We start from the raw sequence: 13,773 nt of genomic DNA, 5'->3' as shown, positions 1-13,773 counted from the left end.
TAGGGCACACCCGTGGCTGACTCCTGGTAACATTGAAATTCTTGATCGAAAAATAGCGCCGTACCGGGCAATAGCAGACGAAATGCGAGCCAAAGGTTGGTAATTGCCTAGCCCGTATGCGCTTCTCGCACACAATCGGACTATACAGCGTTGCCGCAGTGATCGTGTTCTTCAAACTCGTCATTGCGGCTAGCTTTAACGCTGGAGGTCAGTGGAAAACACTTCTCACTCGCGAACTGCATCACGCAAACGTGCCGGTTGATCCGGCAAAAAGGCGTTCACGGCCTAAACTAGCTGGTGGTTATTGAATAGACGCAACCGACTTTTCCAAGGGATAGTTGAAAACTCGAAGAGTGCTGGCGAGCAATTAGTCGTGTCCGTGCGCGGCGACGCCAAACAATTCATCTTTTCAATATCGGCCCTGACAAAATATGTCGTAGCCGGCATCTCTTGGCTACTTCTAGAATATCTTGAACCGGGTTCTCTTACGTTTTCTATCGCCATCGGCTGGCTTGCACTGACATTTTTGGTCACATGGACGAGATATCGTTTGTGGGCCGTTCCGGCTCTTCTGCCGTTGATTGCGATAGTACCAATCAATTTTTTCAATGCGACTTACCATATCGCATCTGATCAGCTCAGGCTGAAATATCGATCAGTAGAGGGTACAACGTACTTTGAGTTCCCTGGCCGCTGGTCACTCCTGAAGCGGCTTGCAAAAAGCCAAACGGCTGGAGAACTCGTCGAGGCTACGACTTGCGACGATCGCATCGTAGCGATGCTTCCAATGCTTCCGTACCGTCCAATTCAAATCGAAAGAGAAGCACTTTTAACGCCATTTGCCTTTCGGCGCTTAACGTAGCTATCGACATGGTTATTTGCGATCTTTTGCAAGATCGCGATTTTGCTCGACGGGCAAATTACACGCGAGACGAATTCTGCGACGATCATAGGCTTACCAGCTACAGATTGATTGGCTCGCCGGAGCTTGGAAAATCGCTTTATAGGTCCGAGGGCGACGACGACGCTTCGCGAAGAACCTACTCCTATCGGTTAAACAAGACGGAGAAGGAATTTATGATCGAATTACCTTTTGGTGATCGCAAATATCCGCCGCAAGCTGTGGCTCGGAGTAAGTGCATTGCTTTGCTAGAAGGCGACAGCTGCGGCCTTACGCAGCCTGCGGTATGGTCCTCTATCGGTCTGGCGGTTCAGTGTCGCGCCTTGCTCTCGATTCTCAAGGAGCTCGTAGCTCGGGTCGTGACCCGGCGTCTTAGTCTCCAAGAGGGCGGATTACGCCTTCGGCTCCAATCCGCCCTACCGATGCTTCGCATCGCCCCGGAATGACGTTCTGGAGTTACACCCCCAGCACGTCCTTCTGCATCTTGCCGCCGTAGAAATAGAAAAATGGCACCGGCGCGTCGTGGCTGAGGGGGCCGGCGGCTAGACGTTTTTCGAGTTCTCCGAGGACATTTTTGGTCATGGGATGCAGGTCGGCGAGCGGCTTCGATCCGAGCTCGACCCAGACCAGCTCGACCAGTTCGGCATCGGCATGGATCACGCCCTCGACGTGATGGGCGATGGCGGAGGCATCCGCGGTGAAGAAGCGGGTATCGAAACGGCGGACGCGGCCGGGCGGGGTGATCGCGCGCGCAATCAGAAACAGTCCGGAGGGATCGGGCAAGAGGCCAGCCTCGGTAAACGGCTTCCAGGGGCCTTCCAGCGTCGGCGCAGCACCATTGCTCTTGCGCCCCAGGCAAAGACCGGTTTCCTCGCAGGCCTCGCGGATGGCGGCGATCGTCAGCGAACGCGCGCGCGAGGCATTGATCTTCGGGCTGCCCTTCAGGAGGTTTTCTTCCAGCGCCTTCGGAACCGGCGCTGCGACCGGAACGCGGTTGTCGGTCTTGTCGACCCGGCCGCCGGGAAAGACGAATTTGCCGGGCATGAACACCACCTTGTCGTGGCGCTTGCCCACCAGAACCTTCGGTGTAGCGACGGTGCGATCGACCAGAATGAGGGTGGCGGCGTCGACCGGGCGGCGATAGGGGTGGTGATCGGCTTCTTTTTCTTCCCGGACCGTCTCGCTTTTCGTCTCGCTCATTTCGCTCCTACCACCCGTTTCGTTCTCGTCGTTTCTTGTTGTTTGGATCGTGTGGCTATTCTGTCGGATTTTGTTCGTCAAATCCATGCATGCGCAAGGCCCACTGGATCGCAACCACGGCGCCTTTCACCGGTTGCAGCAAGGCCAATGACAAGATCAGGGTGAGCGGCAGATAGATCGAGAGCTGCAGCGCGATTGAAGGTGAATAGTCGGTCTCGATCCACAGGATCGTCGGCACCACGATGTGACCGACGATGACGATCACGAGATAGGCCGGAAGATCGTCGGCGCGGTGCGGGGTGAAATCCAGCTGGCAAACCGAGCAGTGGTCGTCCACTTTCAAAAACGCACGAAAAAGTTTGCCTTCGCCGCAGCGAGGGCAGCGGCCGCGAAAGCCGCGCTTCAGCGCGGTCCAGACGTCACGCTTTTCGAGCGCGCCGGTTTCCCGGCTCCAGACGATGGGATGGCCGCTCACGTTTGCCATGACTTGCCTTTCCTCGATTTGCCTGACTTTGCATTGCCAGGCTTGGTGTTGCCTGATTTAGCTTTGTCCGGCTTGCGATCTTTCTTGCGCGGACTTCGGCCCGGATGCGCCTTGGCACGCGGCGTGGAATCTTCGGGGCGCTTGCGACCGCGCGGGACGACATTGCCTTCCGACAGCAATTCGAACCGCAGCGCGCCGGCGACCGGGGCTGCTTCTACCAGACGAACGTCGACCACGTCACCCAGCCGGTGCATGGCACCGCTGCGCGAGCCGATCAGCGCATGGCGGGTCTCGTCATAGTTGAAATACTCGGTCCCCAGCGTGCGGATGGGGATCAGGCCGTCGGCGCCGGTATCGCTGAGTTTGACGAACAGGCCGGCGCGGGTAACGCCGGAGATGCGGCCCTGAAAGGTCGCCCCGATGCGGTCGGCGAGGAAATGTGCGATCAGGCGGTCGGCGGTTTCGCGTTCGGCCTTCATGGCGCGGCGTTCGGTCAGCGAAATCTGGGCGGCGACCTCGGTCAGCGTTTCCACCGTCTCGGTCTCCGGCAGCGCGCCTTCGCCGAGGCCCAGGCCACGGATCAGCGCGCGGTGCACGATCAGGTCCGCGTATCGCCTGATGGGCGACGTGAAATGGGCGTAACGCCGCAGGTTCAGGCCGAAATGGCCGTAATTCTCGGCGGCGTATTCGGCCTGGGCTTGCGAGCGCAATACCACTTCGTTCACCAGCGGCTCGGAATCGCGCCCCCGGACCTGCGCCAGCACGCGATTGAACAAAGAGGGGCGCAACGCGCCGCTTTTCGCGAACGGCAGATCGAGGGTTTTCAGGAATTCCTGCAAGGCGTGAACCTTCTCGAGCGTCGGTTCATCGTGCACACGATAGATAAGCGGCAGCGACTTCTTTTCAAGCATCTCGGCCGCCGCGACGTTGGCCAGGATCATGAATTCCTCGATCAGCTTATGCGCGTCGAGCCGCTCCGGAACGATGACGCGATCCACCGTGCCGTCGGGCTTCAGCAGGATCTTGCGTTCGGGGATGTCGAGGTCGAGCGGATCGCGCTCGTCGCGCGCGCGCTTGACCACCGCATAGGCGTCGTAGAGCGGCTTGAGGACGGGAGCGAGCAGGGGTCCCGTCGTATCATCCGGCCGGCCGTCGATCGCGGCCTGCGCCTGCGCGTAATTCAGCTTGGCGGCCGAGCGCATCAGGATGCGGTGGAAACTGTGCGAGCGCTTGCGGCCGTCACCCGCGATCACCATCCGCACCGCCAGCGCGCCGCGCGGCTCGCCCGGCACCAGCGAGCAGAGATCGTTGGAGATACGCTCGGGCAGCATCGGCACCACGCGGTCGGGGAAATACACCGAATTGCCGCGCGTCAGCGCGTCGCGGTCGAGCGCGGAGCCCGGGCGCACATAGAAGCCGACGTCGGCAATCGCGACGTTGACGATAAAGCCGCCCTTGTTGTTCGGATCCGGATCCGGCAGGGCGTGCACCGCGTCGTCGTGATCCTTGGCGTCGGGCGGATCGATGGTGACCAGCGGGACCTCGCGCCAGTCTTCGCGGCCCTTCAACGTCGCCGGTTTCGCCTCCTCGGCCTCGCGCACCGCCGCGGGAGAGAAGGCCTGTGGAATCTCGTGGGCGGCAATCGCGATCAGGCTGACCGCCTTTTCGCTCGCCAAGGAGCCGAGCCGCTCCTTGACCTTGCCGGAGGCAAGGCCAAAACCGCGCGAGCGTACCAGGTCGACGCTGACGAGATCGCCATCCTCGGCGCCGCCGGTGTCGGTCTTGGCGATGTTCAGTTCGCGGCTAGCCTGCTTCTTGTCGACCGGGATCAGCCTTCCGCCGCCGTCCGGCAGCTTGCGGAAAATGCCGAGTACGCGGGTCTTGGCGTGATCGATGACCTTGATGACGCGGCCGCGATAGACCGTCCCGTCGCGGTCGCGCTCTTCGAGCTTTTCGATCCGCAGCAGCGCGCGGTCGCCGACGCCCGGCGTAGTCCCGGGCTGGGCGCGTCTGGGGATAAGGATGCGGATTTTCGGCGGTTCGCCGCTTTCGACCTCATCCCATTCGGCGGGAGTGGCGACCAGCTCGCCGTCGGCATCGCGGCCGGTGACGTCGGCCATGACCGTTGCCGGCAGGACGGCGGGTTCGCGGATCTTCTTGCCGCGCTTCTCAACCGCGCCTTCGTCGGCAAGCTCGCGCAGGATCCGTTTCAGCTCGGCGCGGTCAGCGTTCTTCAGGCCGAACTCGCGCGCGATCTCTCGGGTTCCGACTTCGCCCGGCTGCGCGCGGATGAAGGCGACGATGGCGTCCCGGGCCGGAAAGCCAGTGTCGCGATCTTTTGCCACGTTATCCCCGCGCCTTGCCCGCGCTTTTCTTCGCGGGCGTCTTGGCGGCGAGCGCAGGCTTGGCCAGAGAGGTTTTTGCCGTCGCCGTCACCGGGGCGCGCGCCTTGCTGACGGCCTCTGACTTGGCATCGGATTTGGGCTTGGCCGCGGATTTCTTCGCCGCCGCCTTCTTGGCGGGCTTTGCCACCGTTGCGTCGGGCTCCACTTTGGCGGGCTTGGCCGTTTTGGCCTTCTTGGCGCCGCGCTTGGGTTTGCCGCCACCCTTCGCCACGCGTTCGTCGATCAGCGCGATCGCCTCCGCAAGCGTGATGGTTTCCGGCGTCTTGTCGCTGGGGATCGTGGCATTGACGCCGTCGGCCGTGACATAGGCGCCGTAGCGTCCGTTCTTGACCGCGACGCCGCCAAGGGTCGGATGATCGCCCAAGGGTTTGCCGGGATCGGCGCCGAAGCGCCGGCCGCTCGGGCCCTTTGCGATTTTCTCGGCGATCAGCGTGACCGCCCGGTTCAACCCGACATCGAACACCTCGTCGCCGGCCTCCAGGCTGGCATAGATCTTCTCGTGCTTCACGAACGGCCCGAAGCGGCCAAGACCCGCGGTGATCGGCTCGCCGGTCTCGGGATGCTTGCCGATCTCGCGCGGCAGCGACAGCAGCTTCAGGGCCAGGTCGAGTTCGACGTCGGAAGGCGAGGTGTTCTTCGGAATGCCCGCGCGCTTGGGCTTCTCGCCCTCCGCGTAGTCCTTCTGCTCGCCGAGCTGGATATAGGGACCGAAGCGCCCCGCCTTCACGACGACGTCGCGATCAGTCTCGGGATCCTTGCCCAGGATGCGATCGGCGCTGGCCTCGCCGTCGGCGGCGAGCGGACGGGTGTAGCGGCATTCCGGATAGTTGGAGCAGCCGACGAAGGCGCCGAATTTTCCGGCCTTGAGATTGAGCTTGCCGGCGCCGCAGCTCGGGCATTGCCGGGGATCGCCGCCGTCCTCGCGCGGCGCATAGATGTGCGGGCCCAGCATGTCGTCCAGCGCGTCCAGCACCTGGGCGACGCGCAAATCCTTGATCTCGTTGACGGCACCGATGAAGCCGACCCAGAAATCCTTCAGCACCTGCTGCCAGGAAATCTCGTTGTTGGAAATGCGGTCGAGTTGCTCTTCGAGGTCGGCGGTGAAATCATATTCAACGTAGCGCGCGAAGAAATTCTCCAGGAACGCGACGACGACGCGGCCCTTGTCCTCGCCATGCAGGCGCTTCTTCTCGAGCCTGACATAGCCGCGATCCTTCAGCACCTGCAGGATCGAGGCGTAGGTGGAAGGGCGGCCGATGCCGAGTTCCTCCATGCGCTTGACCAGCGACGCCTCGGAAAAACGCGGCGGCGGTTCGGTAAAATGCTGGGTGACGGCGAGATCCCGGCGCTTCAGCGCTTCGCCCTCGCTCATGACGGGGAGGCGGCGTGAGTCCTCGTCGTCGCCGTCGTCATCGCGACCTTCCTGGTAGAGCGCCAGAAAACCGTCGAATTTGATGACCTGGCCGCTGGCGCGCAGGTCCAGCACGCGGGAGCCGGCCTTGGCCGCGATATCGACCGTGGTGCGCTCCAGTTCGGCGGATTCCATCTGGCTGGCGATGGTGCGGATCCAGATCAGCTCATACAGCCTGGCCTGATCGGTATCGAGGCGGCGGCGCATGTCGGCCGGCCGGCGCGACAGATCGGTCGGGCGGATCGCTTCGTGCGCTTCCTGCGCGTTCTTGGCCTTGGCCTGGTACTGGCGCGGGGCGTCCGGCACGTAGGCGTTGCCGTAATCTTCACCGATCACCTTACGCGCTTGCGTGATCGCCGAACCGTCGATCTGCACGCCGTCGGTACGCATATAGGTAATGAGGCCGGTGGTTTCGCCGCCGATATCGATGCCCTCATAGAGCCGCTGCGCGATCCGCATCGTGTGCGCCGGCGCAAAGCCGAGCTTGCGGCTGGCTTCCTGCTGCAGCGTCGAGGTGGTGAACGGCGCCTGCGGATTGCGCCGCGCCGGTTTGGCCTCGACGGTGGACACCGTGAAGTTGGCGGCTTCGATCGCCTTCTTGAAATCCTCGGCTTCCGCGCCGGTGCCGATGTCGAGCCGTTGGATCTTCTTGCCATCGGCGCCGACCAGCCGAGCCTCGAACGCATCGCCGCGCGGCGTCGTCAGGGTCGCGACCAGCGACCAGTATTCGCGCGGCACGAACTTCTCGATTTCCAGTTCGCGGTCGCAGACCAGCCGCAGCGCCACCGATTGCACGCGGCCCGCCGAACGTGCGCCCGGCAATTTGCGCCACAACACCGGCGAAAGGGTAAAACCGACCAGATAATCCAGCGCGCGGCGCGCCATATAGGCGTCGACCAGCGCGCCATCGATCTGGCGCGGGTTCTTCATCGCGTCCGTCACCGCCTGCTTGGTGATGGCGTTGAACACCACGCGCTCGATCTTGTGGTCCTTGAGCGCGCGCTTTTCCTTCAGCACCTCCAGCACGTGCCAGGAGATAGCTTCGCCCTCGCGATCAGGGTCGGTGGCGAGGATCAACCGGTCCGCGCCCTTCAGCGCCTTGGCGATATCGTTGAGCCGGCCGGCCGCCTTGGGGTCGATCTCCCAGATCATCTGGAAATTGGCATCCGGATCGACCGATCCGTTCTTGGCCGGGAGGTCCCGGACATGGCCGAACGAGGCGAGAACCTCGTAGGAGGCCCCCAGATATTTGTTGATCGTCTTGGCCTTAGCTGGCGACTCGACAATGACGATATTCATGTCATTCCAATGGCTTACGGGAAAAATAAAGGCCGGTTCCGCGAGATTCGCGTCGGCCGTTTCGTTCCGAACATGGGAGCAGCGGAGCCCCCTGTCAAATGGACAGATGTTGATTGGGCCTCCAGGGACCTCGAGCTTATATCTAAAAAGTTGTGATTTGCCTCCCAGAGTTGCGCACTTAAAAGGCGTATCTGATGATAATTCGCGGCATTGGATGTGACTGGTTGACCAAAAGCGGTGGCCGGCGGGCGCGCACGCATCAGGGCAGGGGGAGGAGCGATGAACCAGCAGGCGAGGGAGGCCCGGACGAGGCCGCGGCCGTCATTGCCGAGACCGTTGCCGAACTGGCCGGGCTGGTGCGACGCCACAAGCTCGACGTGCTCGGCTTCCTGCTTGGGATGACGCAGCTCGAAGCCGAGGAACATTTGCGGCTCCGCAGCAAACGGAACCTGTCGTGACGGTCTGACCTGGGCCCGCGCAAAGTGCGGTCCATCGGCTCCGCGCAACGACGGTTCAAGCGCGTCGGCGGCGCTTTTTGATCTCGATGTCGCCGAAGCCCAATAGACGCCCATCCTGCGCGTGCAGTTCGAGCCTGCGTACCGGTTGGCCGTTGTTCCGGTCGATCAGAACGTCGGCGAACGCACCTCCCTCGCAAGCAAACTCCTCGCTCCATTGCCGGAGCGCAACCAGGATCGGAAATACCCCGCGTCCCTTCGGCGTCAGCAGATATTCCTGATAGGCGCTGCCATCGGAAGCGGGCGCGGTCGTCAGGATGTCCTGGTCAACCAGCGCGCGCAGCCGCACGGTCAGGATGTTCTTCGCACATCCGAGGTGCTTCTGGAATTCCCCGAAGCGGCGAAGGCCGAGAAAGGCGTCGCGGATGATCAGGAGCGACCACCAGTCGCCGAGCGCGTCCAGCGACCGCGCGACCGGGCAACCCGCGTTTTCGAAACTCGTCCGTTTTACCATGGCGATCCCTGCTGATCGTGACACGTGCACCGATCACGACGTTGTGTGGTTGCATTATAAAACCAGACCGTCTAAATGGCAATTTAGTTGCATAATGCAACCACTATCAACGGGAGTCGACCATGCGCCTCGCGAACAAGACGGCATTCATCACTGGCGGCAACAGCGGCATCGGGCTTGCGACCGCCCGGCTGTTCGTGGACGAGGGCGCACGGGTCTCCATCACCGGGCGCAATGCGGCGACCCTGGAGGCGGCTGCGAAGGAACTCGGGGCGAATGCGCTCGCGATCGTGGCCGATGCCAACGATATCTCGGCGACGGAAGCCGCGGTCAAACAGGCCGCGGCCAAATTCGGAAAGCTCGACATCGTATTCGCCAATGCCGGCATCGGCGCCAATACGCCAATCGGCGGGACCACTTTGGCGACGTTTGAATCCGTGATCCGGACCAACATCACGTCGGTATTCTTCACCGTGCAGGCGGCGGTGCCTTACCTCAACGATGGCGCCTCGATCATCCTCAACGGCTCCGTCATCTCCGTGCTGGGCAGTCCCGGCTATGCCGCCTATGCAGCGAGCAAGGCCGGCGTCCGGGCGATGGCGCGGGTGATGGTCTCGGAACTTTCGCCGCGCGGGATCCGGGTCAATGTGGTCGCTCCGGGCGCGGCGCGCACGCCGATCTGGGATCGTGTGGCGCCGACCGCCGAAGCGTTCGCCGCTCTGGACAAGCGCATTTCGCGCACCATACCGCTGGGCCGGCTCGGCGAGGCCGAGGAGGTCGCCAAGACGGTGTTGTTCCTCGCCTCCGACGATTCGTCGAATGTTCAAGGCGCGGAGATCTTCGTGGACGGCGGAGCCACCAGTTCGCCCGCCGGCGCGCCGATCTATCGCGCATAGACGGAAAACACGAGATCATCGATCCGATCAGCACGATTTGATGGACGTCGCATCGATCGTGGTGGTCGGTTCCCTCGGCCGCCGGCAAATTTTCCAATTCCGTGCGAATGCGTTGAACCTTTGCCGTACCAAGCTAGACCTCTCCAAGGGTTGGGACTTCTGATTGCTCTATGAATTGGAGAGGCTGTCATGCCGAAAGCCGCGCGCGTCACCGCATCGATTCCGGTTTCCGCAGCAGCTTCGTCGCAGAAATCAGACGGCGGACAGTTTGTCGTGGTCGCATTGTTTTCCGGGATTGGTCTTTTGATATCCCTCATTGCCATTATCATTGGCGTGCCCGGCGCCTGGTATTGACACCGTTGTATTCAGATTGAGACTAGCCTGCCGTCGCCGTTCCACGACGGCAGGCCGTTTGCTTATCTCATCTCATGCGGCCTGCAGGTTGGTTGCGGCTTGCAGCGCGTTTGCCAGCGCTTTTTCGCGGTGTTCGGGCCCGACCTGGATACCATCGGCGAGAATGAATTCGGGGTTCTTTATCCCGATAAACCCAAACACCCAGCGCAAATAGGTTTCCAGGTGTTCGCCGACCGCAGCCGGCGTGCCGGTGCCGTAGAAGCCGCCCCGCGAGATCGCAATGATGACGCGCTTGTTGCCGGCCAGACCCTCCGCGCCTTGCGCGCCGTACCTGAATGTCTTGCCCGCCACCAGGATGCGGTCGATCCAGGCCTTGAGCTGGCTCGGTATCGTGAAATTGTACATGGGCGCGCCGAGCACCACGATGTCGGCGGCGAGAAACTCCTCCAGGACCGCCTGACCGGCGGCGAGGTCCTGTCGCAGGGCGTCATCGGGCGCGGCGCCCTGCGCGGCCGCAAGATGCGGACCCGACAGATGCGCCAGTGGCGTCGAACTCAGGTCGCGGTAGACGATGTCCAGGTGAGGTGTGGCCTCGCGCAGGCGTTCCACGATCGCCGCGGAAACCTGCCGGCTGACCGAGTGGGGGCCAAGCACGCTGGAATCGATATGAAGAAGTTTCATGAGTGTCACCCTTGGTATATGTTTGTAACTGAGACTATATGAGTGACTGTCTGCAAACCCCGCAAGAACGCACATTTTTGGCACCCGAGCACAGCATTGAAACCCGAGCACACCGATGTGACCGTCCTGGCACCCTATGCGCATCTCGAAAGCGATTGCCGCGGCGTTGCCTCCATCCTGGCGCGGGTCGGCGACAAATGGAGCGTGTTCGTCATCAGGCTGCTCGGTGACGGCCCGCGGCGCTTCAATGAAATCAAGCGCATGGTCGGCGGCATCTCGCAGCGGATGCTGACGCTGACCCTGCGCGGGCTTGAACGCGACGGCCTGGTGACCCGGACCGTGTTCCCGACCATTCCGCCGCGCGTCGATTACGAACTCACAGACCTCGGACGCGGGCTGTGGAAGCCGGTGGAAACGCTGGGCAAGTGGGCCAACGATCATCGAGCGGAAATCGAAGCCGCGCGGGCAAAATTCGATCGCCGCAATGATGCCGACTGATTGCCGTGTCGTTTAAACCAGCGACACCAGCCCGCCGCCGTGACGCTCGAGCCGGCCGGCAAGTTCGAGCTCGAGCAGCACGGTGCGCACGATCGCTGGCGAGGCGCCGGCCATCCGGATGAGATCGTCGAGCAGAACGGGAGTAGGCCCGAGCAAGTCGATGATACGGGCGCGATCACCGGCGTCAGGCTCAGAGGCCAGCGGCTCATCGTCAGGCTCGCGCAATGACGGCGGCCGTCCCATGATCGGCTCGACCGCATTGATGACGTCGGACGCTTCCGTGGTCAGCGTCGCGCCCTGCTTGATCAGATCGTTGGTGCCGGCGGCGCGCGGATCGAGCGGCGAGCCCGGCACCGCGAATACCTCGCGGCCCTGTTCGGCGGCGATCCGTGCCGTGATCAGCGAGCCCGAGCGATGCGCGGCCTCGACCACGACGACGCCGAGCGCCACGCCGGAGATCAGCCGGTTGCGCCGGGGAAAGTCGCGGGCGCGCGGCGCATGCCCGAGTGGCATCTCGGAAATCGCCGCCCCACCGGCGTCGATCAACTCCGCCAGCAGGTCCTCGTGTTCGGGCGGATAAACCCGGTCATGTCCGCCGGCCAGCACCGCGATCGTGCCGCTGGCGAGGCTGGCGCGATGCGCCGCCGCATCGATGCCGCGCGCCAGGCCGGAGGCAACCATGAATCCGGCCTCGCCGAGATCGCGCGCAATCGAGCCTGCGAATTTCAATCCGGCGCCCGACGCGTTGCGCGAACCGACCACCGCGATGATCGGCCGCATCAGCACATCGCGCACCCCCCGCACGCCGAGCAGGGGCGGCGCATCGTCGAGCTCCGACAGCCGCGGCGGATAGCCGTCTTCCCCCGGCGCCAGCAGATGCACGCCGAGCCGTTCACTCGCGGCCAGTTCGGCGCGCGCGTCCTCTTCGCTATAGATCCGCCCCGGCCGTGCCGCGCCGCCGCGCCGGGCGAGATCGGGCAGCCGCGAAAGCGCTGTGCGCGCGCTGCCGAAATGGTTGATCAGGGAACGGAAGGTGCGCGGCCCGACATTGTCGGAACGGATCAGCCGCAGCCGGTCGATCCGCTCTGCGTCGGTGAGATCTGTGGTGCTCGGCGTCTTGCTATCCATGCGGCCCCCGGGAAACGGGAGTGTGGATCAACCTGGGGGCGTGGGGAAGGGGGCGCTCGGTCATTCCGGGACACGCGCCTTCGCACAGACCCGGAATCTAGAGATTCGGGGTTCGATGCTTCGCATTGCCCCGGAATGACGGGGCGGCGCTTGCCCGATCCCGCCGCGCTCCGTAAAAGCCGTGCTGCCTTCCGCAGGAGAAAATGCCCATGATCTCGCTCGCCGATCTCCAGCGCCGAATCGCTTCCGGCGAGCTTTCGGCGGATGCCGCGATCGCACAATCCGGTGAGGCGATCGAGGCGCAGGACAAGACCATCGGCGCCTTCGTCTGTCGCGCCGACAACGTCCGCGCCGCCGACGCAGGTCCGCTGCGTGGCATTGCGGTCGGGATCAAGGACATCATCGATACTGCGGATTTTCCGACCGAGATGGGTTCCAAGATCTACCGGGGCTGGCGTCCGCGCGCGGACGCGCCTGTCGTGATGATGCTCAAGCAGGCGGGCGCTTCCATCGCCGGCAAGACCACGACGACGGGCTTCGCCTCGCGCGATCCGACCGCGACCCTCAATCCGCGCAACCACGCCCACACGCCGGGCGGATCGTCCTCGGGGTCGGCGGCAGCCGTCGCGGCCGGGATGATTCCGCTGGCGTTGGGAACGCAGACCGGCGGCTCGGTGATCCGTCCGGCGTCGTATTGCGGCGTAGCCGCGATCAAACCTTCGTTCCGCGTACTGCCGACGGTCGGCGTCAAATGTTTTTCGTGGACGCTGGACACCGTCGGGCTGTTTGCGGCCGGCGTTGAAGATCTCGCGCTCGGACTTTCGGCGATGACCGGCCGGCCCGAACTGCTGCTCGGCGCTGCGATCGAGCGGCCGCGCATCGCGGTGGTGACGCAGGATTTTGCCGGCAAGCCTGAAGCCGCCAGCGCGGAAGCGTTGCGGATCGCCGGCATGGCGGTGGAACGCGCCGGCGCCTCCGTTCGTACGCTCGCCTTGCCGGAAATATCGGCCGAGGCGTGGCTGGCGCACGAGACGGTGCAGGAATTCGAGGCCCATCAGGCGCTCGCCTGGGAATACCGCACGCAATACGATGCGATGCCGCCGCTATTGCGCGCCAAACTCGACGAGACCGTCGGCATCGCAGCTGCCGATTACGACGAGGCGCGCCGAACCGCGAACCGGGGCCGCAAGGCGCTGGCCAAAATCTTCGACGATTTCGACGCGTTGCTGACTTTCTCCGCGCCGGGTGCTGCGCCGAAGGGACTGGCCTCGACCGGCGATACCCGTTTCAACAAACTGTGGACCTTGATGGGCGTTCCCTGCGTCAACGTTCCCGCTCACGTCGCCGACGGCGGATTGCCGGTGGGCGTGCAGGTGATCGCCCGCTTCGGCAACGATGCCGGCGCGCTGAAGGTGGCACGTTTTGTCGAGGAGACACTGGCGAAGGGTTGAGAGGTAGTCTGTCATTCCGGGACACGCGTCAGCGTGGACCTCGATGTGCAATTGCACATCGGGGAATCTCGAGATTCCGGGTTCGATGCTTCGCAT

Annotated in this window: 13 protein-coding genes; 6 read left to right on the top strand and 7 right to left on the bottom strand. The window is 63.3% G+C overall.

Features of this window, described 5'->3' with window-relative positions; translation table 11 throughout:
* Positions 1–373: 373 nt before the first annotated feature.
* Positions 374–862, top strand: coding sequence for a hypothetical protein (locus tag B5525_RS44925; RefSeq protein WP_154073656.1), 489 nt, complete (start codon positions 374–376; stop codon positions 860–862).
* 495 nt (positions 863–1,357) lie between these two features.
* Here the strand turns inward: B5525_RS44925 and B5525_RS36060 are convergent, their stop codons facing one another.
* Genes B5525_RS36060 through topA form a run of 4 tightly spaced genes read right to left on the bottom strand, consistent with a single transcriptional unit; the run spans position 1,358 to position 7,700 of the window.
* Entirely contained in the window at positions 1,358–2,101 is a 744-nt protein-coding gene (locus B5525_RS36060) for an NUDIX hydrolase (RefSeq protein ID WP_079570689.1), read from the bottom strand.
* A gap of 55 nt (positions 2,102–2,156) precedes the next feature.
* Positions 2,157–2,585: a DUF983 domain-containing protein gene (locus B5525_RS36055; RefSeq protein WP_079570688.1), complete on the bottom strand. Its 429-nt coding sequence runs from the start codon at positions 2,583–2,585 to the stop codon at positions 2,157–2,159.
* Positions 2,573–4,930 (bottom strand): ribonuclease R, encoded by a 2,358-nt coding sequence (rnr, locus tag B5525_RS36050; protein WP_079570686.1) that lies wholly within the window; start codon positions 4,928–4,930, stop codon positions 2,573–2,575. Before rnr ends, B5525_RS36055 begins: the two co-directional genes overlap by 13 nt.
* A 1-nt stretch (position 4,931) precedes the next feature.
* On the bottom strand, positions 4,932–7,700 hold the full coding sequence (gene topA / locus B5525_RS36045) for a type I DNA topoisomerase (protein WP_079570685.1): 2,769 nt from the start codon (positions 7,698–7,700) through the stop codon (positions 4,932–4,934).
* 224 nt (positions 7,701–7,924) lie between these two features.
* Here topA and B5525_RS36040 point away from each other — a divergent pair, with 224 nt between their 5' ends.
* The gene (locus B5525_RS36040) at positions 7,925–8,158 is read left to right on the top strand and encodes a hypothetical protein (RefSeq protein WP_079570684.1); all 234 of its coding nucleotides are present in this window, start codon (positions 7,925–7,927) and stop codon (positions 8,156–8,158) included.
* Between the two features lie 55 nt (positions 8,159–8,213).
* Here B5525_RS36040 and B5525_RS36035 read toward each other — a convergent pair whose 3' ends face one another.
* On the bottom strand, positions 8,214–8,669 hold the full coding sequence (locus tag B5525_RS36035; RefSeq protein ID WP_079570683.1) for a winged helix-turn-helix transcriptional regulator: 456 nt from the start codon (positions 8,667–8,669) through the stop codon (positions 8,214–8,216).
* A 122-nt stretch (positions 8,670–8,791) separates the two neighbouring features.
* On the opposite strand from B5525_RS36035, the gene B5525_RS36030 reads away from it, so the two are divergent.
* The gene (locus B5525_RS36030) at positions 8,792–9,565 is read left to right on the top strand and encodes an SDR family oxidoreductase (RefSeq protein WP_079570682.1); all 774 of its coding nucleotides are present in this window, start codon (positions 8,792–8,794) and stop codon (positions 9,563–9,565) included.
* 189 nt (positions 9,566–9,754) lie between these two features.
* The gene (locus B5525_RS45640) at positions 9,755–9,919 is read left to right on the top strand and encodes a hypothetical protein (RefSeq protein ID WP_172900044.1); all 165 of its coding nucleotides are present in this window, start codon (positions 9,755–9,757) and stop codon (positions 9,917–9,919) included.
* A gap of 72 nt (positions 9,920–9,991) precedes the next feature.
* Here B5525_RS45640 and B5525_RS36025 read toward each other — a convergent pair whose 3' ends face one another.
* A complete protein-coding gene (locus tag B5525_RS36025) occupies positions 9,992–10,600 on the bottom strand; it encodes an FMN-dependent NADH-azoreductase (RefSeq protein ID WP_079570681.1) in 609 nt (202 codons plus the stop codon).
* A gap of 96 nt (positions 10,601–10,696) precedes the next feature.
* Here B5525_RS36025 and B5525_RS36020 point away from each other — a divergent pair, with 96 nt between their 5' ends.
* Positions 10,697–11,098 carry a winged helix-turn-helix transcriptional regulator gene (locus B5525_RS36020; protein WP_079570680.1) on the top strand — a complete coding sequence of 134 codons (402 nt, stop codon included), beginning with the start codon at positions 10,697–10,699 and terminating at the stop codon, positions 11,096–11,098.
* Positions 11,099–11,110: 12 nt separating this feature from the next.
* On the opposite strand, the gene dprA is transcribed toward B5525_RS36020, so the two are convergent.
* A complete protein-coding gene (gene dprA / locus B5525_RS36015) occupies positions 11,111–12,226 on the bottom strand; it encodes a DNA-processing protein DprA (protein WP_079570679.1) in 1,116 nt (371 codons plus the stop codon).
* A gap of 209 nt (positions 12,227–12,435) precedes the next feature.
* Between dprA and B5525_RS36010 the strand changes: the two genes are divergently transcribed.
* Positions 12,436–13,677 carry an amidase gene (locus B5525_RS36010; RefSeq protein ID WP_079570677.1) on the top strand — a complete coding sequence of 414 codons (1,242 nt, stop codon included), beginning with the start codon at positions 12,436–12,438 and terminating at the stop codon, positions 13,675–13,677.
* The last annotated feature ends 96 nt before the right edge of the window (positions 13,678–13,773 follow it).

This window comes from Bradyrhizobium erythrophlei, assembly GCF_900129505.1.
GTDB lineage: Bacteria > Pseudomonadota > Alphaproteobacteria > Rhizobiales > Xanthobacteraceae > Bradyrhizobium > Bradyrhizobium erythrophlei_D.
This window is presented reverse-complemented; position numbering and strand designations above follow the sequence as displayed.